This window comes from Burkholderia pyrrocinia (assembly GCF_018417535.1).
GTDB lineage: Bacteria > Pseudomonadota > Gammaproteobacteria > Burkholderiales > Burkholderiaceae > Burkholderia > Burkholderia pyrrocinia_E.
The window spans coordinates 3,136,307-3,160,837 of record NZ_CP070977.1 but is presented as its reverse complement, the minus strand read 5'-3'; the positions used below and the strand labels follow the sequence as shown (position 1 = coordinate 3,160,837).

The following is a 24,531-nucleotide window of genomic DNA, read 5'->3' as shown; positions in this document are numbered from 1 at the left end:
GGCCCCGCGACCCACAAAACCAGCCTGTGGATAAGTCCCGCTGTGGCCGCGTTTGGCGGTAGAATCTCGCCTTACCTCCAAGAATCCCGCACGCCGCTTCGGCTCTCGCCTGCCTCTCCAAGACTGTGACGCAGGCGTCCGAGGCACGCTCGCACGACCGCTTCGGGCCTTGTTGCGCGACCGCGACAAGGGCGCCGGCGAGCCACGCTGTGCATGCAAAAAACGACTGTTACTTGATGAACGATTTCTGGCAACACTGTTCCGCACTGCTGGAGCGCGAGCTGACGCCCCAGCAGTACGTGACGTGGATCAAACCCTTGGCCCCGGTGGCCTTCGATGCGTCGGCGAACACGCTGTCCATCGCCGCGCCGAACCGCTTCAAGCTGGACTGGGTCAAGAGCCAGTTTTCGGGCCGGATCTCCGATCTGGCCCGGGATTTCTGGAACGCGCCGATCGAAGTCCAGTTCGTCCTCGATCCCAAGGCAGGCATGCGCAGCGCCGCGGCCGGCGCAGCACCGGGCGCAGGCGCCCCGCGCGCGCCGCTGCAGCCGAGCGGCCCGGCCGCCACGGTGGCCGCGATCGCCGCCAACCTGACCGCGCATGCCGCGGCGGCGCCCGCCGACGTGCCGATGACGCCGTCGGCGGCGGCCGCGCACCACCTGAACGCCGACGACGCCGACATCGACCTGCCGAGCCTGCCCGCGCACGAAGCGGCCGCCGGCCGCCGCACGTGGCGCCCGGGCCCCGGTGCGGCCCCCGCAGGCGGCGAAGCCGATTCGATGTACGAGCGCTCGAAGCTGAACCCCGTACTGACGTTCGACAACTTCGTGACCGGCAAGGCGAACCAGTTGGCGCGTGCCGCCGCGATCCAGGTCGCGGACAACCCGGGCATCTCATACAACCCGCTGTTCCTGTACGGCGGCGTCGGCCTCGGCAAGACCCACCTGATCCACGCGATCGGCAACCAGCTGCTGCTCGACAAGGCCGGCGCGCGGATCCGCTACATCCATGCGGAACAATACGTGTCGGACGTGGTGAAGGCGTACCAGCGCAAGGCGTTCGACGACTTCAAGCGCTACTACCACTCGCTCGACCTGCTGCTGATCGACGATATCCAGTTCTTCTCCGGCAAGTCGCGCACGCAAGAGGAATTCTTCTACGCGTTCGAGGCGCTGGTCGCGAACAAGGCGCAGGTGATCATCACCAGCGACACGTATCCGAAGGAGATTTCGGGGATCGACGATCGTCTGATCTCGCGCTTCGACTCGGGCCTCACCGTCGCGATCGAGCCGCCCGAGCTGGAAATGCGCGTCGCGATCCTGATGCGCAAGGCGCAGTCGGAAGGCGTGAACCTGTCGGAAGACGTCGCGTTCTTCGTCGCGAAGCACCTGCGCTCGAACGTGCGCGAGCTCGAGGGCGCGCTGCGCAAGATCCTCGCGTATTCGAAGTTCCACGGCCGCGAGATCTCGATCGAGCTGACCAAGGAAGCGCTGAAGGACCTGCTGACCGTGCAGAACCGGCAGATTTCGGTCGAGAACATCCAGAAGACCGTCGCCGACTTCTACAACATCAAGGTCGCCGACATGTATTCGAAGAAGCGTCCGGCGAACATCGCGCGGCCGCGGCAGATCGCGATGTACCTCGCGAAGGAACTCACGCAGAAGAGCCTGCCGGAAATCGGCGAGCTGTTCGGCGGGCGCGATCACACCACCGTGCTGCACGCCGTGCGCAAGATCGCCGACGAGCGCAGCAAGGACGCGCAGCTCAACCACGAGCTGCACGTGCTGGAACAGACGCTGAAGGGCTGAGCGCGCGGGCGCGCTTGATAATTCGGCATCCGCCCCAAATTAAGGGGGGCGGTTCGGTTTTGAGGCACAATACTGGTTTGACCGCCCCGGCGGTGGCGGGCCAAGAGCCCGGCTGGCGGGGCGCTGCGAGGCTGCTGCGCTGCAGGCCGTTACTCAACGAAGGAACTCTATGCAACTGGTCAAGACCGAACGAGACACACTCCTCAGGCCGCTGCAAACGGTCAGCGGCATCGTCGAACGCCGCCATACGTTGCCGATCCTTGCCAACCTGCTGATCACCAAGAACGGCCCGGACGTTTCGTTCCTGTCGACCGACCTGGAGCTGCAGATCACCACGCGCGCCGATTTCGGCGTCGGCGGCGACCAGGTGGCCACCACCGTCGCGGCCCGCAAGCTGCTCGACATCCTGCGCGCGATGCCTGACGGCCAGGTCACGCTGTCGCTCGCCGACAAGCGCCTCACCGTTCAATCGGGCAAGAGCCGCTTCGCACTGCAAACCCTGGCGGCCGACGAGTTCCCGACCGTCGCGCAGGCGAAGGATTTCGGCGCGACCCTCACCGTCCCGCAGAAGTCGTTCCGCCAGCTGCTCGGCATGGTGCACTTCGCGATGGCGCAGCAGGACATCCGCTACTACCTGAACGGCATGCTGCTCGTCGTCGACGGCGACCAGCTGATGGCCGTGGCCACCGACGGCCACCGCCTCGCGTTCTCGTCGATGAAGCTCGAAGGCGGCACGTTCGGCCGCCAGGAAGTGATCGTGCCGCGCAAGACGATTCTCGAGCTGCAGCGCCTGCTCGAGGACATCGACGACACCGTCACCATCGACATCGCGCAAACCCAGGCCAAGTTCACGTTCGGCCAGGTCGAGCTCGTGTCGAAACTCGTCGAGGGCAAGTTCCCCGACTTCCAGCGCGTGATCCCGAAGGCGCACAAGAACACGTTCGAGATCGGCCGCGAAGAACTGCAGCGTTCGCTGCAGCGTGCGGCCATCCTGACCTCGGACAAGTTCAAGGGCGTGCGCTGCATCATCGCGCCGGGCCAGCTGAAGATCATGTCGACCAACGCCGACCAGGAAGAGGCGCAGGAAGAACTGGAAATCGCGTACCAGGGCGACACCGTCGACATCGGCTTCAACGTCACGTATCTGCTCGACGTGCTCGCGAACCTGAAGGTCGACACCGTGCAGGTGAGCCTCGGCGACGCCAGCTCGAGCGCGCTGATCACGGTGCCCGAGAACGACGAGTTCAAGTATGTCGTGATGCCGATGCGCATCTGACGCGCGCGACATCACGACACACACCAGGGGGCGGCAAGCCCCTTTGGCGTTTTTATGGCGAACCGACAACCCGTCCTTTCGGTGCCTCACCGGCACCGCGGACGAGCCAGGAAACTGGAGCGGCCCGGCGATTTCTCGCTGAAACGCACCGCGCCGCCACTAGAGTGGCCTCGCAGAACCGGAAGATATCCATGAGTGAACAGCACAATTCGCAACCCGATAACAGCAGCTACGGCGCCTCGTCGATCCAGATCCTCGAAGGTCTGGAGGCGGTGCGCAAGCGCCCCGGGATGTACATCGGCGACACGTCGGACGGCACCGGTCTGCATCACCTCGTGTTCGAGGTGCTCGACAACTCGATCGACGAAGCGCTGGCCGGGTACTGCAACGACATCCAGGTGACGATTCACGTCGACAACTCGATTTCCGTGATCGACAACGGCCGCGGGATTCCGACCGACGTGAAGATGAACGACAAGCACGAGCCGAAGCGCAGCGCCGCCGAGATCGTGATGACCGAGCTGCACGCCGGCGGCAAGTTCGACCAGAACAGCTACAAGGTGTCCGGCGGCCTGCACGGCGTGGGCGTGTCGTGCGTGAACGCGCTGTCGAGCTGGCTGCGCCTCACCGTGCGCCGCGGCGGCAAGAAGCGTTTCATGGAGTTCCATCGCGGCATCGCGCAGGACCGCGTGCTCGAGATGGTGGACGGCGTGGAAGTGTCGCCGATGCTGGTGACCGGCGATACCGAGAACCGCGGCACCGAAGTGCACTTCATGGCCGATCCGACCATTTTCGGCACGGTCGAGTATCACTACGACATCCTCGCGAAGCGGATGCGCGAGCTTTCGTTCCTGAACAACGGCGTGCGGATTCGCCTGACCGACCTGCGCAGCGGCAAGGAAGACGATTTCGCGTTCGCCGGCGGCGTGAAGGGCTTTGTCGAGTACATCAACAAGACGAAGACCAACCTGCATCCGACGGTTTTCCACGCCATCGGCGAGAAGGACGGCGTGGGTGTGGAAGTCGCGATGCAGTGGAACGACAGCTACAACGAGAACGTGCTGTGCTTCACGAACAACATTCCGCAGCGCGACGGCGGCACGCACCTGACCGGCCTGCGGGCCGCGATGACGCGCGTCATCAACAAGTACATCACCGACAACGAAATCGCGAAGAAGGCCAAGGTCGAGACGACCGGCGACGACATGCGCGAAGGGCTGTCGTGCGTGCTTTCCGTGAAGGTGCCGGAGCCGAAGTTCAGCTCGCAGACGAAGGACAAGCTGGTTTCGTCCGAAGTGCGGGCGCCGGTTGAAGAAGTCGTCGCGAAGGCGCTGGAGGAGTTCCTGCTGGAAACGCCGCTCGACGCGAAGATCATCTGCGGGAAGATCGTCGAAGCCGCGCGTGCGCGCGATGCGGCACGGAAGGCGCGCGAGATGACGCGCCGCAAGGGCGTGCTCGACGGCGTCGGCCTGCCCGGCAAGCTCGCGGACTGCCAGGAGAAAGACCCGGCGAAGTGCGAAATCTACATCGTCGAGGGTGACTCGGCAGGCGGCTCGGCCAAGCAAGGGCGTGACCGCAAGTTCCAGGCGATCCTGCCGCTGCGCGGCAAGGTGCTGAACGTCGAGAAGGCGCGCTACGACAAGCTGCTTTCGTCGGAGCAGATCGTTACGCTGGTCACGGCGCTCGGCTGCGGGATCGGCAAGGACGATTACAACCTCGACAAGCTGCGCTATCACCGCATCATCATCATGACCGACGCGGACGTCGACGGTGCGCACATCCGGACGCTGCTGCTCACGTTCCTCTATCGCCAAATGCCGGACATGATCGAGCGCGGGTATGTGTATATCGCACAGCCGCCGCTTTACAAGATCAAGGCGGGCAAGGACGAGCGGTATCTGAAGGATGATGTGGAGTTGAACGCGCATATGCTGCGGTTGGCGCTGCAAGGGTCGGAGCTGGTGCCTGGGGAGAATGCGGCGGCGATCTCCGGCGATGCGCTTGGGGAGCTGGCGCGGTCGTATTTGCTGTCGCAGAGTGTGATCAACCGGTTGAGCCGGTTGTATGACCCGGCGGCGCTCGAGGCGATCATGGACGGGGTGGCGATCGACCTTTCCAACGAGGCTTCGACGGAGGCTTCGGCGAAGGCGCTGCATGCTGCGCTGCATGACGAGGCTTTGAAGAACGAAGTGCGTGTGGTGCCTTCGTATGACGCGGTTCGGGAACAGCGGTCGCTGCATGTCGAGCGTACCCATCACGGGAATGTGCGGGTTTCTGTTATCGATCAGGAGTTCCAGCACACGGCGGATTATCAGCAGCTTGTGGCTACCGCGAATACGTTCACGGGGCTTATTGGGGAAGGGGCTGTTATCAAGCGTGGTGAGCGCAGCATGGCCGTGACGGACTTCAAGAGCGCGATGAAGTGGCTGCTGGCGGATGCCGAGCGGAATGTGTCGAAGCAGCGGTATAAGGGGCTCGGGGAGATGAACCCCGGGCAGCTGTGGGAAACGACGATGGATCCGGCGGTACGGCGCCTGCTGCGCGTGCAGATCGAAGACGCGATTGCGGCGGATGGGATCTTTACTACCCTGATGGGGGATGATGTCGAGCCGCGGCGGGCGTTTATCGAGTCGAATGCGTTGCGGGCGGGGAATATTGACGTTTGACACCGAAACAGGCAATGCTCTAGTATTTCTGAAACCCTGCAACTCCAATGGCTGCAGGGTTTTTTTATTCCCTTCCGCGATAGCGAATTCGGTCACCCACAAGATTTCACATTGGGTTTCGCCACGGCGTGCCGGTATTGCCACGCTCGCACCTGGTATGCTGACATCCACAATAAATTGGGGGCCCGCCGTCTTTCGCGAGCGTGGAAGCAGGGCTTCGATACCTAGGCGCTGTATCGATTTTTGACATACCAATAGCAAGGGAAAATGCGCTGGGGGCTGGTATCAGACAAATAGTATAGTGTTCGAAGTAAACAAAGTACCGTCACGTATAGGTGAATACAATGTACACGGACGAGATGTCTGCCGAACAGAACGCCTGGGGCGAGCGCGGGCTGTTCCTTATGCGAGAATTGCTCCCTTTCATGGGAGAATTCGCGCGCTACCGCGAGTTAGAAGCGCATGAGCGCATCAGTCTTGGTATGCTGCTTACCGCTGCCGCTCGCTCCACTGAGAGTGTTTTCCTTCTAATAGCCTATGGGCAACTTTGGGATGCGGAAGTTGCTGTCCGATCAGTCTTCGAGGCATCGCTTAAATTTGCGTTTATCGTCCAGACTCGCGAGGATTTTTCGCAAAGATTTAGGGAGTACACAGAGGATCAGCGAGAACTTGCATTCATGAAAGACGATCAGAAGGCGAGAGATTTATTGACTAGCCTTCGCGACCCAGAAGCGGACCAATGGAGACCCATCCGCGATATGGTTCTTCCGGATGCTACACGCGACGAACTACGAACGCGCTATGACAAATCCACCCGGCGTGCCATGGAAACCCGCTGGGGATACGCTGGAATTTTAGATTCTCTAAGTAGGAGCGGGGACCCTTTCTATCATGGATTCACTGGATTGTCCTATTCTTACGCGGTGGCCAGCCATATACACCACGCGGACTACGTGGGCGTCTCTATCGCAATGGATCGTGAAATGCGCTCACCCGAGCGGCGTGATTCACTGCACATGGCGCACCTGATGCGTCTTATCTCGGACTGTTTCACTTGCTTTAATCTTCGGCTGAGAGCCGCTTACCGTTTCGCGGGTTGTGATAATTCATCGTTGGAGGAGGTTGATTTGAAAATCGAAGAATTCACATCTGGCATGAAATCGGCTTATGAGCGCTGGCTGGAAATTGAGTATGGCCCCTCGTCAGATCTCTCGGAATACGACACAATTTGACATTGAACCGCTCCGGGAATCGTGGATGCTGGTTTGACCTGCTCCCCGTGTTTAGTACGGTGACGGTGTAGAGTCCGTTCCAGAGAGGAGCGGCAATGAAAAAGCGATTCACCGAAGAACAAATCATCGGCATCTTGAAGGAAGCCGAGGCTGGCCTGAAGCCGGCGGAGCTGTGTCGCAAGTACGGCATCTCGGAAGCGACCTACTACAACTGGAAAGCAAAGTTCGGCGGGATGACGGTCTCCGAAGCGCAGCGCCTGAAGGAACTGGAGCAGGAGAACAACAAGCTCAAGCGCCTGTTGGCCGAATCGATGCTCGACAACGCCGCGTTGAAGGATCTGCTGGCTCGAAAGTAGCAAGCTCGCAGGCCAAGCGCGAAGCGGTCCGGATATTGATGACCGAACGTGCCATGGGTGTTACCCGGGCCTGCGGGCTGGTAGGGATTTCGCGCTCGCTGTTCCACTACGAATCACGTCGCCGAGTTGACGACGAAGCGCTGACTGGCCGGATGATGGCCATCGCCGCGCAGAAGCGCCGATACGGCTATCGCCGGATTCACGTGCTGTTGCAGCGGGATGGCTGCTTCGCCAACCACAAGCGCATCTGGCGCCTGTACAGCAAGGCGGGGCTGAGCGTGCGCAAGCGGCGACGCAAGCGTATTGCGGCTGTCGAGCGCACCCCGCTGCCGTTACCACAACAGGCCCGAATCAGAGCTGGTCGATGGACTTCGTTTCTGACAGGTTGGCCTATGGTCGGCGGTTTCGATGCCTGAACGTGGTCGACGACTACACCCGCGAGTGCTTGGCCATTGAGGTCGATACTTCGCTACCGGGCCTACGAGTGCAGCAAGTGCTCGAGCGGCTCAAGGAGATGCGAGGCTTACCCGCATCCATCACGGTCGACAACGGGCCGGAGTTCGCTGGTAAGGTGCTGGATGCATGGGCCTACGAAGCCGGTGTCACGCTGTCGTTCATTCGGCCTGGCAAGCCGGTGGAGAATGCCTATATCGAGAGTTTCAACGGGCGGTTCCGCGACGAATGCCTGAACGAGCACTGGTTCGTCTCAATGCGCCACGCCAAGCGGCTGATTGAGGAATGGCGTATCGAGTACAACCCCGAGCGGCCTCATAGTTCGCTCGGCTATCTGACGCCTGCGCAGTTCGCCCGGGCGCACGACGCGAAGCAGCAGTTTTTAACCTCGGACTCTAACTGCAGTTCGGGCTAAAACCGGGGGCAGGTCAACCCGCCTCAACTGTCAGCTCAAACTGCCGATAAAGAGTCTATAAAACCGCGCGACGCGGAACATTGAACTCCGGCGAAAATGGTTGATACCATTCGCATACAGACCACTTCGCGAATCGTATTTCGGGAGAGATAGTTTGGAAACAGTTAAGGTGTGGGTCGACGAGGCCTCAGACACAACCACCAAGTCCGCACTGCCGACTTTGGCACGTACAGCGGTCGGCAAGACCGTGGACATCAGCAGTGACGCGTTGAGGGAAAGCATTCGATCTTTTGCTGCCCAGTTCACCGACCTCCTGGACGAGGGCCCGATCGGTATGGGCAATACAGTCATTGAAGAGATCGAACTATCGCTGACCGTGTCAGCCAGTGGCGGCGTCGAACTGCTGGGCAAGGCCACCGTCGGTGCGCAGGCGGCAATCAAATTGAAACTGAAGCGCAAGGCGTGACACAGACCGCCGCTCAGCAGTATCTGGAGGCGCTGCTGGCGCAGCATCCGTTGCCGGAATTGCCGCCTGAGCGTATTCACATGGTGACCCAGGATCTGGGAGCGGCAGCTCGCGATGCTGTTTCGGATCTGCGCGGCCGGGTGCCTGAACTCTTGCACGACCTGGAAGACGTACTGCCGCCTATCCTCCAGGAACTCATACGGGAGGGCCGTTTGGTCGTTGCGGAGGTTGGTCTCGACTCCCCCAACGCCCAAGTCATCCCAGTGGAAGATGGGCAATTCGTCGTGGTGCTATATAGCGGGTTGTTTGCATTTCTGTATCGCATCGCGCGACCACTCGCGAGCGCGGTGTTCCGGCCCGCTGAAGGGATCGGGTCCGGAATCGACATGCCGACGTTGGCGCGCGTCGTTGCCGAAATCTTCTGGTGGCTGCAGCAGACGGGCGATAGTTTTGGTCCCGACTACGAGGTCACGCTTGACCAAAAGCTGCTGGCCAACCTGCTCGCGGTGAGCGCCGAACGTTTCCTGCTCGCACACGAGCTGGGCCATGTTTACGCCGCCATGGGGGCGATGTCTCATGCGGAGTTTGCCGAGGAGGTCAACGATACGCTTGAAGAGCACCTTGCCGACATCGCGGCTCTGAGTCTCTGTGTCAAAGCCTGCATGGCCAAACACGGGACTTCCGATCCGACATGGTTAGCGTTCACCTACGCAGGCGCCGAACTGGCACTGCAGATTTGGGACGTGATGGGGCGGGTTGGCCTCGATTTCGTCGATGGCATGCATCCACCGGCAACACAACGAATCGCCCTATTGCGCGATTGGTTACGTGGCGAATGCGGCTCGGAGGCGACGTATGATGCCATCGTGATGGCCGCCACCATAATCGAGCGGGCTTTTGGCGCGATCAGTCAGATCATCACGCAACCGAGTGAGCACGAGCTGGCCTTCGAGGCGGAGTGCGAGTCGCTTATTGATGAATTCGAACGCCTTCTGGAAAAGTGCTCGGGAGAGCGGATCCCGGATTACATGACGTTCTATGTTGAAGCGCCCGCGATACTGTCTCGCGGTTATCCGCAGTCGGTATTGAGCAAGGTCTTTCTCACTGTCGTCGATCACTTCGCTGAGGTGATGTCGAAGGGCCGGGATGACGCCGATTCAAAGCAGATTTTAGTTAGATTTAACCGGTTCAAGCTGCTTTTCGGATTGATTCAGCGATTGCCGGAGCCGGCGAAGAGTCTCTACGAAGGAGCGCTGGAGCGCTTGAAAGGATGACTGCAGGGAGCGCCGTGCGGCCCGCATCTGGTTCGGAGTCTGCAGGCGAGGTTGAAAGAAGTTGCCGTAGGCCATGCAGCGTCGGGCAGTTTTCATGGCGTGCTCCACACGCAGATGGTGGTCATCTGGAGCACGGTCGGATCGAAGAGTCATTTCGTGGCCGGGTGTCCAACCCGCCCATGAATCTGCCGGCCACCGCGCTCAAGCTGTAGCAGCAAGGGCCTAAATACCAGTCTAACGAATTTGCGTGCCAAATCCGCGCAGTCTCACTAATTCGGTTCGGGTGGACCGGAACTGCCGACCGAATTCGTTAGCAAGCTATTGATTTTTCGAGGAACGCAGTCCAATGAATTCCGATTCCCTGCACTGTTGCGGGGAAACACGGAATTTGCTGGGGGGCGACAAGCCGTCGAGTAACAGCCCTCTTCAGAGTTTTCGAGCCGCTTGGTCAAAGCGTCAGCCTCGCAGTTGATTTGTAATCGTCAGGTGGCGAGTGTGAGTCTGCAGCTGGCACCAAACACCTATCCGAGAGCATCCTCGGGAATCCTGCAACCCGTGATAGCACAAGGCTTCACGGTTTTTTTATTCCGATGTTGTCCAACGGTGCCCGTCTGAATCCGGGGGCGTGTGGTGGCACCACCGCGAGAATCTCAGCAGTCAAGCCGGCCATTCATAAACCGCGTCCGGCATTCTGGAGATGATGTCAGGCAGCCACTCGAGGTGGGCCACCGCATTCGCCCCACGGAGCCCGCATTCCCAAATTATAATTACCGACCAGCCAGCAGCTCGTAACGCTTCGACACTCTTCGTGTCCCGAGACACGTTCGCCTCGAACTTCGTTTGCCAGCTCTGTTCGTTGGACCGCGGGGTGGTCGTGTACCTACATCCTAGATGGCGATGCCAGAAACAGCCGTGGACGAAGATGGCAGTCCGGTACTTCGGCAGTGCAAGATCCGGCCGCCCAGGCAGTTTCTTGTCGTGCAGCGTGTACCTGAATCCGCGCCGGTGCAAGAATCGACGCACGGTCATCTCCGGCTTCGTATCCTTGGATGGGATTCCTGACATCATCCGGGAACGCGTGGCCTTGTCGACGACGTCCATATCCTGGTATCCTGGCTGGCGAAGAAACTAACTTAGAAAGAAATGAGCCTCATCAGCCACATTCCAATCGTCGACCTGTTCGCAGGTCCCGGAGGCCTAGGGGAGGGATTTTCATCCGCCGAGGGGCAACCGTTTCGCATTGCCGTATCCGCTGAAATGGAGCAATCCGCCCACGCGACACTGCGGCTGCGTGCGTTCTACCGGATCTTGAAGAGGAGCGGCGACAGCGCGCTTGCTCCATATTACCGCTTTTGCAACGGTGAAGCAGAAGTGCCATACGATGCTACCACTCTCGATGCGTGGGAAGAGGCAGGCAGAGAAGCGCTGCAGCTCACGCTCGGCGAGTCGAAGGACAACAGAATTCTGGACGAAAACATCCGGCATAACGGCATCGGACCGGACGTCTTCTGGGTGCTGATTGGTGGCCCGCCCTGTCAGGCCTACTCACTGGTCGGGCGGGCGCGCAATCGAGGCAAGAAGGACTACCGGCCAGAGAATGATCACCGCCACTTCCTTTACCGTGAATACCTGCGCATCATCCAGCGTTACCGTCCATCGGTATTTGTAATGGAAAACGTGAAAGGCATCCTTTCGTCGTCCGTAAACGGACAGAAGATATTTCACAGCATTCTGAGCGACTTGGCGCGTGGTGGCTATCGCATCCACTCCATGTCAAGCGACACCCATTACAGCCGTGACATGAATCCAGACGAGATCGATGCCCGCGATTTCATTGTCCGTGCCGAAGAACATGGTATTCCGCAGGCCCGGCACCGCGTGATCCTTGTTGGCGTCCGGGACGACCTTGACGTGTGGCCCCGCCCCCTTGACCAAGTACCGATGTCAAGACGATCGACCGTCTCACAAGCGATCGGGATGCTGCCGAAACTTCGCAGTCGAATAAGCAAGGGAAAGGACGATGACGAGACTTGGCTGGCTCTGCTCTCAGACCATCTCAAGCACTTGGCGAAAGAGGCCGCCAAGGACGGCCAGCTGCGTCCGCTGTCAAGGGAGCTTGGCCAGCATGGACGTTCATTAATCGCAGAACTTTCGACCGGTGGACTGAGGACGGGTAAGTACACGTGCGCATCATGCACGGTTCCTGAACTTCAGAAATGGTACGGTGCCAGTAAGCAGCTCAAGGTCTGGCTGAATCACGAGGCCCGAGGCCACATGCGAGAGGACCTTCTTCGGTACGTCTATGCCGCCGCGTTTGCGGAGAAGTATGATCACTCACCGAAAGGCCACGAGCAGTTCAGCTTGCCGGGATTGAAACCGAACCATGAAAACTGGGAGACCGGCAAGTTTGCGGACCGCTTCCGCGTCCAAATCGCAGGCGGCTCAGCAACGACCGTGACCAGCCACATTGCAAAGGACGGTCACTACTTCATCCACTACGACCCCAAGCAGTGCCGCAGTCTGACGGTCCGGGAAGCGGCAAGGCTGCAGACCTTCCCGGATGACTACTTCTTTCAGGGGAATCGCACGCAGCAGTACCACCAAGTGGGGAATGCGGTCCCGCCTCTTTTGGCAAAGAAGATTGCAGACGCGATTGTCGCCGCAATTGACGAACAATACGTGAAGTCGGCGGCGGCGTAGAAGGGCGCCGACCAATCGCACTGATTGGCTCCGACTTGCGCTGCGTTGCTATCACTTGGCACCATCAAAGATGCCGCGGATCTCAACAAGCCTGAGGGCCTGCTTTTCTGTCGGTATCTTTCTCGGCATGGCACAGGCGATATCCAGAATCGTCAGATCAGACGGCCTCAGATCGACGCTTTCCCCGGCCCAGCGGCGGACGTTTTTCCAGTAACCCGAACCGGCATTCACCACGCTAATGTAGGCTTCAGCCTCGCTGAGGCCTTTCTGCTCAATCCTCGCGTCCTTCGTGTCTGCGAGCTCACCGCCACGCTCCTTGAGCTGCTGCACGAATGCGCTGGACAGAGAAAACCGCACCACCTGCGCCGCATCCCAGCACGCTTTCCGCTTGCACCATTCCGTAACGTTGATGACGTTGTTTCGTGCCGCTCCGTCGATTATTTCTTGCTGTGCTAATCGGCAAGACTCCAAGAGCTGGTCCTCGAACGCTTCGTTGAGCCCCTGCTCACGCCAGATGCGCTGCAGGTCCAGCTCCAGCTTCATCTCCTGCACCTTCCGAACGAGCATTGCGATTCCATACGTGACGGTCTGGGCACGATAGCCTTGCGCATACCACGAAGCCCGCAGCACCAGTGACTCTGCTCGCCTGAATATGATGGCTTCCGCCACAGCACGCTTGAACCAGAGTTCATTGAAGTCATGCTGGCTATGTTCCCAAGCCGCTCCAATGTACTCGGCGAACTTGGCGAAGTTCTTTTGCCCGCCCAAGCTAACGTCGTGCGGCAGACAGCGGAATGTCTGCACGTACTTTGCAAGGTCGGTCTTGTCGATGACCTGACTCTTGGGGTTCCGAGTCAGGAATTCGCGCTTCTTCGCTTCCGATAAGTATGAGACGGCATTGACGTATTGGCCTTTCGCGCGCTCGTAGAACCAGTGGGTGAGTATCTGGGAACCGTCCTTCGCCGGCGCAGAAAGGCGACGGGAAAGGTTCTCGATGACGACATGGAAAGGGTGATTGGAGAAAAAGTCCGAGTCGCTTATCCGGTTCTGGCTGTTGGCAAACCGGGAAATCTTGGGTACCAGCTCCGATGCGATATCGGGGGGTACAACGGACAGCTTCATCTGCACGCTGACCTGCTCGATCGGTGCCCCCTTGTCCTTCTTGAATGCATTGAAGATTGAGGCGGTGGTCTGCCCACCGTTGACAATCTGAAGGTTTTTCACTTTCTTCAGATAGGTCACGCCGCCATGCCGCTCCTCGGACACTTCTTCCGCAGTAGCCGAGATGCCATTATTGTAGGGAAAAAAGCGTGTCGGCTCGTCGAGTATGGTCTTTCGAATTCCCTTATTGACCTTACCGCGTGCTTGCAGAAAGGTTCGCACGTTCTGCTCGAGCAATCGGCTTCCGTAGTGGTCGTAGATGCGTGCCAGCCAATCTGCAGGAATCACCGCAAGGAAGCACCGCACTTCGCTGTTGCCGTCGTCGGCGGGAAGGCAGACCAGCGCCTGTCCAAAAAGTTCTTCGAAATCGACGACGATTTCTTCCGGCTTCCCAGTGCCAATTGTGCGTGCGAGCCGTTCCAAGTCCCAAATGCGGTACGACCATTCCCGGCTGCTCTCCTGGCGGGACGGAAGCTCCTTCACACTTCCGGTCAGTTGCGCATTCGTCAGGAGATAAAACCTGACGCGCTGAATCTGGTCACCCTGCTCGAGTATTGTCTTGGCAAGGCCGTACGCCGGGTGCGCAGCTTCCATCTGTTCGACGAATGACGCTGTGCTAGCCTTTTCGAAGAACGTCTCGGCGCGTTTGAAGCCTTGGGTCATTTCCGCTTTCGTCATCCGCTCGACTTTGTTGCCCGGTCTGTGGTCGACAACGTAGAGCTCCAGCAAACCGTCTTCCCAGTTGAGCGAGTACCCGTCAACGCGCACGCCGCGATGGATGTACTTGCACGGCATGAACTCCTCGATGGAACCGGCCTCCGCAAGGTAATCGGCCACGACCTCGGCAAACGCCTCGTCGGTGAAATTTTCGGACGTATCGGCCCGGACGAAGACGTCCTGGGCCAGTTCTTCGCGGAACGCGTCAAGATCCACTGCTTGCTCCCATGGTTGTCCAATCAGGCTCGCTCTCAAACGGCAGACAGGCTTGCAGCTCTAGGACATACTGCACGCTTCGCACCCCAACCGGAACATGCTCGGCAACTATACGAGGGAATCCTTCCCTCACTTCAAAGAACCTCGCCGGAGAAATGGCAAAGAATCGATTTGCATATTCGGGGCGGTCCACGTAACCCGCCTGAAGCAGGCGGTCCTCAAATGCGTCGCGTGCTTCAGAGTTGGCCAAGCAAGCCCGTATGTCATCGACGAGGGCCGCTGGCGATCGTGCAGCATTTCCCTGCGCGGCAGCGTCGCCTATCCCATAGCACACGAGATGCAACGCCCCCCCCAATGGCCACAGCTGCGGTGCCGACGATACTGTGACAGCAGCCGGTCCGCCTATCAGCCTTGTCTTCACTTCGAACGCTGCCGTACCGACAGTGAAGTCCTGAGGAGCTCCGAACGGCCCGTTCCAGAACAGCACTGCCGAGTGCCCGAACCGCGCAATGAGCTCCGACTGTAGAAAGGAGAGTTCGCCGAAGAGTCCGCGGAGCTCTAGGTCGCCAAGAATCCCAGCATTCGACCTGCCGAAGAAGCGCTGCCACTTTTCCACGTGGGACAGCACGGCATCCGGTACCAGCGTGGCCGACGGAACGCGTCTTGTACGCTCAAGCAAACTGTGACAGAACGCAGCGAAGATATCTTCCGTACTGCCGTCAATCAGCCGCAATATCAGCCGGTCGGAAGTCTGTTCCACAGCAACGCCCTTCAGATTGGGGGTCGGGCAATCGGTATCAAGTTCTGCCCCGCGGTACAAAAACAGCTTGCGTCCGTTGGCATCAAGCGCCCAGAAGAAGTCATACGGATGCGTTGCATCGGCACGGCGTGCACGGAGCTCCCCGACCTTGGCCGTCGCTTCGATACCGGACCACGGGTTAGTTGACGACAGCATTGGCGACCTCGTCGTCCTCGTCTTCAATCTGTTCCTGATACTGCTCTTGCCACCAGACGGTATTCACCATGTATTCCACTTCCGCTCCGCGCCCCTTTTCCTTGCTTCCCGGGAAACTGATGCCCCAAGCACAGACCAATCTCGCCAAGGAAGCCTTGTTCTCGTCGCCTTGGCGGAACAGATTGAGTACGTGCAGCATCAGGAGCGGCCTCGTCCGTCGGCTCCGATAGGCAGCGTCCGGCACATTTGCGTTTCCTGCTTCGTCCGCGACCGCGTCAATCTGGTCCGGTGTCAGACCGACTCGTTCTGAGCCACGGGAGGCAACTCTCATCTTGGCGCCACCAATCTGGTAGCAGCCGCCCTTCACCGCACATGCGCGTTCCTGCGGCACGATGCGCAAGGGACCCACCTGCTCCTTCTCGCCTTTCTTCAGCGTGTACAGGCAGACGTCCCACTCACCGAGATTTGGGGGGTCGGCCTTGATGAACTCGATAATGGGACGGGACTGGGTGATGGCGCTTGCATCGTCATGGTTTTCGAAGGATTGCAGGAACTGGCAAACATCATCCGCCTTGATCTGAGACCACAGGTACCCAAGGTCCGATTCGACGTTGTATTGCGCCGCCTTCTCAGCCTCCAGCGCTTCGACAAATGCCCGCAGTTTTCTGAAGTTGCCATCAATCACCGACGGCGCCGACTTCAGGAAGACCGTTTCGACCAGTCGTCCGGCCAGCGAAACGGAGTGGACGACTTTGCGCCCCGTCCGCATCTTGTTGCGTGCCGTCACGATCAGGGAATCTGGATGGGTTCTGACTTTCAAACCGAATTCTTCCGGCTTGCGTCCCTGCTGTTCCATCAATCTGAACTCGGCCCTGAGCTCGTCGATTGCCATCGAGATGTGCGAATACCAGCCGACCGCTTCGTCGGTCATATAGATGCTGCATAGGTCGAGGTAGCCGTCCCTGTAGCCGAACCAACGGCCCATCTGCAGCAGCGTGTCGTACATGATGGAGTTGCGAATGAAATAGCTCGTGGTCAATCCTTCGAGGGTGAAGCCACGGGAGAGGCTGAGGCCACCAACTGCAACCACATGCAGGCCATTTTCGCGGTAGTTCCGGTAATCGAGACGGTCAGGAGACGAGTTGTTGATCGTCCTGACCACCACCGCGCCAGCGCCGTTTGCGAGCACGCGCTTGGCTTTTTCCCAAGTCTCACCTTGGGACGGCGGATACCGGTCCCATGTTTCCTTCAATGCCTGCATGGTGGGATCGCGCAGAGCCATCTGGTCGGGTAACGCCGCATGGAGCTTGACCGCATTCAGCACTTCTTCGAGATAATTCGTGAGCAGCGCAGTGACCTGTCGCTGCACCGAATTGAACCTCGAGACGTTCACCAGCATCGACGAATGGTCCTGTCCTCGCCCGCGAAGAATGCGTACTGCACGGCCCAGTACGAAGCGGCGCACCGCTTCAAGCAAACTGGAAGGGAGAGTCTCGACCTTGTGTTCAATCTTGTGCCTCTCCGGAAAGCACGCGACATGGTCGGAGACCGACTCGACCAGATGTGCGAGATCGCCGTTCTCGCCAAAGATGCGGGCAGCGCTCACGTAGTTGTCCGGCGCATCCAAGTTGACGATGAAATCCTTGGGAAAGAGGTCATCTTCCAGCATCGCATGACTGGAATCGGGGTCGATGAAGATGTTGGCGAATGGCGTCGCCGTATAGCCGACATAACTGTTCTGCTCGAACAGCGCGAGCAGCTTCCGAATCAACCCGTTGATCTTCGTCGGGTCGCCCTCGCCCTTGGCCACGTTCACCGACGCGTTGTCGGCCTCGTCGTCGATGAGTAGCATCGGAATGCCCTGAATCTTCCCACCCTTGATGTCATTCAGGCTAAGAAACCACTCGTGAAGATTCTGCAGGACGGTTGCCTGCTTCTTGATGACGAATACAACGGGCTCGCTGATCGCATTGAGTGAAAACGTGGCCGCCTTTGCAGAATCCTTCCGGAAGTCGTGTTCGCGCGACGTCAGACTGAACGGCAGGCGGGTGACATCGGAAATGCGGCCGACACCAGTCTTAATGTCCTTGAGCGGCAGATTTCGGTCCTTCTTGTCGGTATCGACGCCAATGAAGGCTTCCTCCACCCGCTGCTGGGTCTGGCTGCGCAGGTTATTGTGCACGCCGGCGAGAAGAATGATGACCTTGTAGCCATAATCCGCACTCTTGCAAACAACGCCGTTGTAGTTGGCAGTCTTTCCGGACTGTACATGGCCTACGACGAGGCCGCGCCTCTTCCAAGGCCCGTTCTTCTCGGGATTTTCGAGCAGGCCTACGATCTTGTCGGTATCGCGGCCGATGGTGCCGACCACTTCCTTGGCAAACCCGGACTGCAGAAGCCAATCACGATAGCGGTTCCAGTAGAACAGGTCAGTGTCGGCGCGACGCTCCGGAAGCCATTCCTTGAATGGCAGCTTCACCACAGCAGCATCCGGCATCGACAGGTCGAGCTTTTCCTCGATGGAACGCGATATCTGCTCGACAAACAAGTCCTCGCTTTCGAACTGCGGAGCGTCGTCCCCCTGAATCTGCAGGGTGAGCCGGACCACGCTGCGAATTAGGTCCGGCGTCACGGACGTGCGATTGTTCAGGTTGCTTCTGACTTGGTTCTCAAACTCCTGTGGACTCACTCTCCCTTCTCCTTTGCGTGAAGACGTTTAATGTACTGGGCAACGAATTCGGGCGCCGAGCAGAAAGGCTCGGTAATCCTCATGACCCTTTCGATCTCTGCCGGATCGGTCCCGCCTTCGCCGTACAGCAGCTCTGCAAGGGCCTCCAGTGCCTCCGTGGTCTCCCTTGACGTATCGGTCTCATTGGGGCGAGAAGCCATGTCGTTAAACAAGGTTGCGAAGGGCAGGGTTGCGCCGATGACTGCCATGATCCCGTCAAAGCGAGGCCGCATAGCCGTCGGCAGGTCCGAGCGGAACTCGTCGACCAGTGGGTGCTCAAGGTTCGGCACATAGGAGATACGGTCGTTGTGGTGCCTCCGGAGCCAGACGGGCTGTCTGGCTGAATTGAGCGCTGCCGTACCCCGGTGCGTGTAGGGCCGTTTCGCGCTGTCCCGGATGCGGTCCAGAATGCCGCGCAGGCGCCGACGGACCGCTTCGGGCGGCTGGGCCCGCGACTTGCGAACGTCTATCGTCCAGAGGTGGTCCAGCGTGTTCGGAATGTCGACCTGGACCCGCGCCAGTTTCGTGATCTCCTCCTGCCGTGCCATGCGGAACCAAGTGCCGTGGATGATGAGACGGCGGTTGCGGTATATGTAGAAGCCTTGACCGCGCAGGTAGCCTTCCTTACCGCCCAGCGCCTTGTATTCGGATGTACTGACCTTACTGTGGTGCGGCAGGATGTACGGACACAGCGTCACAGTCTTGCCTTCGATCTCCAGCACCTCTTCCCCGAGATGCATGGTCGCCGGGTGGCGGGAATTGAACGGATCGTAGCCTTCAATGGCCGAGCCGTTAACACGGAAGGCGATCTTCGGCTTGCCCGGCTCGCCGGTAATGAACCGGTGGAAAACGAGGGCCACGTGGTCGCAGATGGTCGCGATGCGCTCGTTCATCACTTGGTGATGGTGCTTCGGGTCTGCACCCAAATCCAGACGGTCGAGCTGACGCCAGAGCACGATCGTACCCGAGGAGCCGAGCTCGGCGATATCGACCGGAAACCCCGCAATCTCTGACGCTCCCGGACGGCGCAATACCCAGTGGTTGCACTTCCTGACCAAATCCAGATTCCACTGCCGGCAAGCAATAGGACCGTCTTGGCGGCTAATGACGGTCAGCTCCCGGCACTGGGAAAAGGAAGCAGTCTTCAGGCCGAGGCCGAATCGCCCAAGGTCATCGACCCTTCGCTTGCCGAGCGGATCCTTTCCGCCAGGGCGCATGGCTTCGACCAGGTCCGTTTCACTCATGCCCTCGCCATCATCGATGATGGCAATCCACGGCTGATGGTTATCGCTCCACCCGAACCGGATGTCGATGTGGCGGGCCGAAGCGGATATGGAGTTGTCGATGATGTCAGCGGCCGCGGACTTGAGCGAGTAGCCGATGTCACGGAGCGCCTCGACGAGATTCGAGGCCTCAGGTTCGACGATGTCGAAATCTTCTTCCAGATTTTCTTTGTTGTGCGAGTTCATTTGGCCAAGCAGTAGGCCGAAGGCGGACCTGCAGGCACGAGCGAAGGCTCAGAGGCGCAGCAGTGCCCGGCATCGGGACACCCAAGGCGTCGTCAGCGCCTGCTGCAACAAGCACAACCGAGCCCCGTGCACTAAAAGTAACATTTTTTTACATAGCTGTCCGCTTAAACTGAGGGCACGCATCCGAAAGGCAAAGAGGTTAACGGATCGTAATGGTTGAAATTCCGCTCGTGGCCGGTCTCGATCGAATGCCCATCGCGAAACTTCGGCCCCCTCTGGTCGACTGTGGCTACCTTCTTCGGAAATCGGTGATGAACTAAAAGTTTTGTGTTGAACGCTAGCAGGAGTCGTTGGCCTCTCTTTGTCAATGGTATCGCTGCAAGTGGGTGTGCAATCCAGCCACCACGCGTGATGGACTTGGTAAAACCTCGCCTTAACCTGAGAACATTCTTTCACCAACGAATATGGCGCTTCCCATAGTAGATTTGTTTGCCGGCCCAAGTGGCCCCGGCGAAGGCTTTTCCTCGGTGCCCAATCCCGATGGGGAGCACGCGTTTGATATCCGAGTATCGATCGAGAAAGAGCGATTGCGCATCAGACGTTGACGCTGCGCGTGTTGTACCGTGCATTAGCGGAAAATCATGTGCCGAATATTTACTACGATTACGTTCGCGGCAACGATTCCAGTACGCCGGCTCCTACTTTAACCGGCAACCGCCAATAGTAGCGTCCGCTCTCTATCGCTCAATAACGCGAAATTCCGAACGACTAATGGTCCCTATGCAGTTCGGCCAGTTCACGTGTATTTGCCTCATAAAGCGTTCTTCTTCGCGTAGACTGAACCAGCAGCACCGCAAAAAAGCGCGGGCCGCATGGGCTGCCACCCATACGACCCGCTGACCACAACCAACTCACCGTAGGAGTCGGAAATGGCTAACGCCAATCATAAGTCACGCCCCGTCGTAACGGAACGCTTCGTCACTGTTCAAGAGTCAGCGCGCCATCATTCCTTGTCTAGGGTCCTCCGTGCCATCAGAGCGCACCGGAAACTGAACACGACGTACTTCCCGTGGATCAAATTGGCTGGAGTATGGCTTGAAGACGCGGGATTCGAGGCTGGAGAACGCGTTCGGATTACTGTCGAGGACAAGCGGCTCATCATCACGCCGATGTGATCAGCGCATTACCCATGGTGGGCGTCGCGAGTCACCACCGTCTAGGAAGCTCGGTGCCCGATACTCCGAACCGTTAGTAACTGTGACAAGCGACGTTCTGCCATCGCAGCGGGCAGGTAACTCCGGTTCGCTGCCATAGTGCCTTTCAGCACGAGCTCCGGCTGCATTGCGTTTGGCCACCTCACGCCCATTTCCGCCGCACCAATGCAAAAACCCCCGCCTGGTCGGGCGGGGGTTCTTGGCTTAGGGAGCCTGACGATTACCTACTTTCACACGGGAATCCGCACTATCATCGGCGTAGAGTCGTTTCACGATCCTGTTCGGGATGGGAAGGGGTGGGACCGACTCGCTATGGTCATCAGGCAAAGAGGGTTGTTCTGCTGGCGTGGCCAACAGAACCAATCTGGGAAGAAGCAGTAATCTTGGGTTGTGTGTATCACACACGAGAATCCAACTTGTCTCTCTCGGATGGCAGCGCGTGCATCGCACGGCGCTCATCTACAAGGCAGACTTGTTATAGGATCAAGCCTTACGGGCAATTAGTATCAGTTAGCTGAACGCATTACTGCGCTTACACACCTGACCTATCAACGTCCTGGTCTCGAACGACCCTTCAAGGGGATCCAGTCCCCAGGGATATCTCATCTTAAGGCGAGTTTCCCGCTTAGATGCTTTCAGCGGTTATCTCTTCCGAACATAGCTACCCGGCGATGCCACTGGCGTGACAACCGGTACACCAGAGGTTCGTCCACTCCGGTCCTCTCGTACTAGGAGCAGCCCCCTTCAAATATCCAACGCCCACGGCAGATAGGGACCAAACTGTCTCACGACGTTTTAAACCCAGCTCACGTACCTCTTTAAATGGCGAACAGCCATACCCTTGGGACCGGCTACAGCCCCAGGATGAGATGAGCCGACATCGAGGTGCCAAACACCGCCGTCGATATGAACTCTTGGGCGGTATCAGCCTGTTATCCCCAGAGTACCTTTTATCCGTTGAGCGATGGCCCTTCCATACAGAACCACCGGATCACTATGACCTGCTTTCGCACCTGCTCGACTTGTCGGTCTCGCAGTTAAGCACGCTTATGCCATTGCACTATCAGCACGATTTCCGACCGTACCTAGCGTACCTTCGTACTCCTCCGTTACGCTTTGGGAGGAGACCGCCCCAGTCAAACTGCCTACCATGCACTGTCCCCGACCCGGATCACGGGCCAAGGTTAGAACCTCAAACAAACCAGGGTGGTATTTCAAGGACGGCTCCACCGAAACTAGCGTTCCGGTTTCATAGCCTCCCACCTATCCTACACAGATCGGTTCAAAGTCCAATGCAAAGCTACAGTAAAGGTTCATGGGGTCTTTCCGTCTAGCCGCGGGTAGATTGCATCATCACAAACACTTCAACTTCGCTGAGTCTCGGGAGGAGACAGTGTGGCCATCGTTACGCCATTCGTGCAGGTCGGAACTTACCCGACAAGGAATTTCGCTACCTTAGGACCGTTATAGTTACGGCCGCCGTTTACCGGGACTTCAATCAAGAGCTTGCACCCCATCATTTAATCTTCCGGCACCGGGCAGGCGTCACACCCTATACGTCCACTTTCGTGTTTGCAGAGTGCTGTGTTTTTATTAAACAGTCGCAGCCACCAGTTTATTGCAACCCCTTCACCCTTTGCCCGCAGGGGCATCAAGCTACAAGGGCGTACCTTATCCCGAAGTTACGGTACCAATTTGCCGAGTTCCTTCTCCCGAGTTCTCTCAAGCGCCTTAGAATACTCATCTCGCCCACCTGTGTCGGTTTGCGGTACGGTCATCGTTAGACTGAAGCTTAGAGGCTTTTCTTGGAACCACTTCCAATTGCTTCGCTTCCTAAGAAGCTCGCGCCACACCCTTGAATTCCGCGCCCGGATTTGCCTAAGCGCCTTCTCCAATGCAGCGACCGGGACTTCCAACACCCGGACAACCTTCCGCGATCCGTCCCCCCATCGCATCTAACAATGGTGCAGGAATATTGACCTGCTTCCCATCAGCTACGCATTTCTGCCTCGCCTTAGGGGCCGACTCACCCTACGCCGATGAACGTTGCGTAGGAAACCTTGGGCTTACGGCGAGGGGGCCTTTCACCCCCTTTATCGCTACTCATGTCAGCATTCGCACTTCCGATACCTCCAGCACGCTTTTCAACGCACCTTCGCAGGCTTACGGAACGCTCTCCTACCATGCGAGCAAAGCTCGCATCCGCAGCTTCGGTATATAGCTTAGCCCCGTTACATCTTCCGCGCAGGACGACTCGATCAGTGAGCTATTACGCTTTCTTTAAAGGGTGGCTGCTTCTAAGCCAACCTCCTGACTGTTTTAGCCTTCCCACTTCGTTTCCCACTTAGCTATATTTGGGGACCTTAGCTGGCGGTCTGGGTTGTTTCCCTCTTGACACCGGACGTTAGCACCCGATGTCTGTCTCCCGTGATTGCACTCTTCGGTATTCGGAGTTTGCTATGGCGGGGTAATCTGCAATAGACCCCCCAACCATGACAGTGCTCTACCCCCGAAGGTGAGACACGAGGCACTACCTAAATAGTTTTCGGAGAGAACCAGCTATTTCCAAGTTTGTTTAGCCTTTCACCCCTATCCACAGCTCATCCCCTAACTTTTCAACGTTAGTGGGTTCGGACCTCCAGTACGTGTTACCGCACCTTCATCCTGGCCATGGATAGATCACTTGGTTTCGGGTCTACGCCCAGCAACTGAACGCCCTATTCGGACTCGCTTTCGCTACGCCTGCCCTATACGGTTAAGCTTGCTACTGAACGTAAGTCGCTGACCCATTATACAAAAGGTACGCCGTCACCCCTTGCGAGGCTCCGACTGTTTGTATGCATGCGGTTTCAGGATCTATTTCACTCCCCTCCCGGGGTTCTTTTCGCCTTTCCCTCACGGTACTGGTTCACTATCGGTCGATCACGAGTATTTAGCCTTGGAGGATGGTCCCCCCATCTTCAGACAGGATTTCACGTGTCCCGCCCTACTTGTCGTACACCTAGTTCTTTCATACTGTTTTCGCCTACAGGGCTATCACCTGCTATGGCCGCACTTTCCAGAGCGTTCGGCTAACAATACAAATAAAGAGTACAAGGCTCATCCCATTTCGCTCGCCACTACTTTGGGAATCTCGGTTGATTTCTTTTCCTGCGGTTACTTAGATGTTTCAGTTCACCGCGTTCGCTTCACTGGACCTATGTATTCAGTCCAGGATGACCCAAAAGGGCCGGGTTTCCCCATTCGGACATCTACGGATCAAAGCTCGTTTGCCAGCTCCCCGTAGCTTTTCGCAGGCTACCGCGTCCTTCATCGCCTGTGATCGCCAAGGCATCCACCACATGCACTTGTTCGCTTGACCCTATAACGAGTCTGTCTCGTTACAGGTTGAGTTCTCGCGTTGTGCCGTATTCCAATCGAGTCGA

13 protein-coding genes, 2 rRNA genes and 1 pseudogene are annotated in these 24,531 nt (G+C 58.3%); 9 read left to right on the top strand and 7 right to left on the bottom strand.

Going from position 1 to position 24,531, the window contains the following annotated elements:
- The first annotated feature begins 236 nt into the window (after nucleotides 1–236).
- The 7 genes and pseudogenes from dnaA (at nucleotide 237) to JYG32_RS14600 (ending at nucleotide 9,946) form a co-directional block, all read left to right on the top strand.
- Nucleotides 237–1,808, top strand: coding sequence for a chromosomal replication initiator protein DnaA (dnaA, locus tag JYG32_RS14630; protein WP_213263926.1), 1,572 nt, complete (start codon nucleotides 237–239; stop codon nucleotides 1,806–1,808).
- 169 nt (nucleotides 1,809–1,977) lie between these two features.
- Nucleotides 1,978–3,084: a DNA polymerase III subunit beta gene (gene dnaN, locus JYG32_RS14625; RefSeq protein WP_006756934.1), complete on the top strand. Its 1,107-nt coding sequence runs from the start codon at nucleotides 1,978–1,980 to the stop codon at nucleotides 3,082–3,084.
- A gap of 191 nt (nucleotides 3,085–3,275) precedes the next feature.
- Nucleotides 3,276–5,750: a DNA topoisomerase (ATP-hydrolyzing) subunit B gene (gene gyrB / locus JYG32_RS14620; RefSeq protein WP_213263925.1), complete on the top strand. Its 2,475-nt coding sequence runs from the start codon at nucleotides 3,276–3,278 to the stop codon at nucleotides 5,748–5,750.
- Nucleotides 5,751–6,094: 344 nt separating this feature from the next.
- The gene (locus JYG32_RS14615) at nucleotides 6,095–6,982 is read left to right on the top strand and encodes a DUF5677 domain-containing protein (RefSeq protein WP_213263924.1); all 888 of its coding nucleotides are present in this window, start codon (nucleotides 6,095–6,097) and stop codon (nucleotides 6,980–6,982) included.
- A 95-nt stretch (nucleotides 6,983–7,077) separates the two neighbouring features.
- Nucleotides 7,078–8,206: pseudogene (locus JYG32_RS14610) on the top strand (IS3 family transposase).
- 154 nt (nucleotides 8,207–8,360) lie between these two features.
- Nucleotides 8,361–8,672, top strand: coding sequence for a Pepco domain-containing protein (locus JYG32_RS14605; RefSeq protein ID WP_213263923.1), 312 nt, complete (start codon nucleotides 8,361–8,363; stop codon nucleotides 8,670–8,672).
- The gene (locus JYG32_RS14600; RefSeq protein ID WP_213263922.1) at nucleotides 8,669–9,946 is read left to right on the top strand and encodes a hypothetical protein; all 1,278 of its coding nucleotides are present in this window, start codon (nucleotides 8,669–8,671) and stop codon (nucleotides 9,944–9,946) included. Before JYG32_RS14605 ends, JYG32_RS14600 begins: the two co-directional genes overlap by 4 nt.
- 657 nt (nucleotides 9,947–10,603) lie before the next feature.
- Here the strand turns inward: JYG32_RS14600 and JYG32_RS14595 are convergent.
- Nucleotides 10,604–11,047: a very short patch repair endonuclease gene (locus JYG32_RS14595; protein ID WP_213263921.1), complete on the bottom strand. Its 444-nt coding sequence runs from the start codon at nucleotides 11,045–11,047 to the stop codon at nucleotides 10,604–10,606.
- 42 nt (nucleotides 11,048–11,089) lie between these two features.
- Between JYG32_RS14595 and JYG32_RS14590 the strand changes: the two genes are divergently transcribed.
- Nucleotides 11,090–12,646, top strand: a complete 1,557-nt coding sequence (locus JYG32_RS14590) for a DNA cytosine methyltransferase (protein ID WP_213263920.1) — start codon at nucleotides 11,090–11,092, stop codon at nucleotides 12,644–12,646.
- A 51-nt stretch (nucleotides 12,647–12,697) separates the two neighbouring features.
- On the opposite strand, the gene JYG32_RS14585 is transcribed toward JYG32_RS14590, so the two are convergent.
- From JYG32_RS14585 to JYG32_RS14570, 4 genes are read right to left on the bottom strand one after another with little or no spacing between them, the layout of a single operon-like run.
- Complete coding sequence (locus tag JYG32_RS14585; RefSeq protein ID WP_213263919.1) at nucleotides 12,698–14,740, bottom strand: AIPR family protein; 2,043 nt, start codon at nucleotides 14,738–14,740, stop codon at nucleotides 12,698–12,700.
- On the bottom strand, nucleotides 14,730–15,695 hold the full coding sequence (locus tag JYG32_RS14580) for a PD-(D/E)XK motif protein (protein WP_213263918.1): 966 nt from the start codon (nucleotides 15,693–15,695) through the stop codon (nucleotides 14,730–14,732). The genes JYG32_RS14585 and JYG32_RS14580 overlap by 11 nt, the downstream gene beginning before the upstream one ends.
- Nucleotides 15,679–18,384, bottom strand: coding sequence for a Z1 domain-containing protein (locus JYG32_RS14575; RefSeq protein ID WP_213263917.1), 2,706 nt, complete (start codon nucleotides 18,382–18,384; stop codon nucleotides 15,679–15,681). Before JYG32_RS14575 ends, JYG32_RS14580 begins: the two co-directional genes overlap by 17 nt.
- A complete protein-coding gene (locus JYG32_RS14570) occupies nucleotides 18,381–19,892 on the bottom strand; it encodes an ATP-binding protein (protein ID WP_213263916.1) in 1,512 nt (503 codons plus the stop codon). The genes JYG32_RS14575 and JYG32_RS14570 overlap by 4 nt, the downstream gene beginning before the upstream one ends.
- A 929-nt stretch (nucleotides 19,893–20,821) precedes the next feature.
- On the opposite strand from JYG32_RS14570, the gene JYG32_RS14565 reads away from it, so the two are divergent.
- Nucleotides 20,822–21,067 carry a SymE family type I addiction module toxin gene (locus JYG32_RS14565; RefSeq protein WP_077189471.1) on the top strand — a complete coding sequence of 82 codons (246 nt, stop codon included), beginning with the start codon at nucleotides 20,822–20,824 and terminating at the stop codon, nucleotides 21,065–21,067.
- 250 nt (nucleotides 21,068–21,317) lie between these two features.
- On the opposite strand, the gene rrf is transcribed toward JYG32_RS14565, so the two are convergent.
- Nucleotides 21,318–21,430, bottom strand: a 5S ribosomal RNA gene (rrf, locus tag JYG32_RS14560).
- A 155-nt stretch (nucleotides 21,431–21,585) separates the two neighbouring features.
- Nucleotides 21,586–24,467 (bottom strand): 23S ribosomal RNA (locus JYG32_RS14555).
- Between the last annotated feature and the right edge of the window lie 64 nt (nucleotides 24,468–24,531).

Excerpts from the sequence above, each read along its gene's own strand:
- dnaA (WP_213263926.1), top strand. The coding sequence starts at position 237 with ATGAACGATTTCTGGCAACACTGTTCCGCACTGCTGGAGCGCGAGCTG.
- dnaN (WP_006756934.1), top strand. The coding sequence starts at position 1,978 with ATGCAACTGGTCAAGACCGAACGAGACACACTCCTCAGGCCGCTGCAA.
- gyrB (WP_213263925.1), top strand. The coding sequence starts at position 3,276 with ATGAGTGAACAGCACAATTCGCAACCCGATAACAGCAGCTACGGCGCC.
- JYG32_RS14615 (WP_213263924.1), top strand. The coding sequence starts at position 6,095 with ATGTACACGGACGAGATGTCTGCCGAACAGAACGCCTGGGGCGAGCGC.
- JYG32_RS14595 (WP_213263921.1), bottom strand. The coding sequence starts at position 11,047 with ATGGACGTCGTCGACAAGGCCACGCGTTCCCGGATGATGTCAGGAATC.
- JYG32_RS14590 (WP_213263920.1), top strand. The coding sequence starts at position 11,090 with ATGAGCCTCATCAGCCACATTCCAATCGTCGACCTGTTCGCAGGTCCC.
- JYG32_RS14580 (WP_213263918.1), bottom strand. The coding sequence starts at position 15,695 with ATGCTGTCGTCAACTAACCCGTGGTCCGGTATCGAAGCGACGGCCAAG.
- JYG32_RS14570 (WP_213263916.1), bottom strand. The coding sequence starts at position 19,892 with ATGAACTCGCACAACAAAGAAAATCTGGAAGAAGATTTCGACATCGTC.
- JYG32_RS14565 (WP_077189471.1), top strand. The coding sequence starts at position 20,822 with ATGGCTAACGCCAATCATAAGTCACGCCCCGTCGTAACGGAACGCTTC.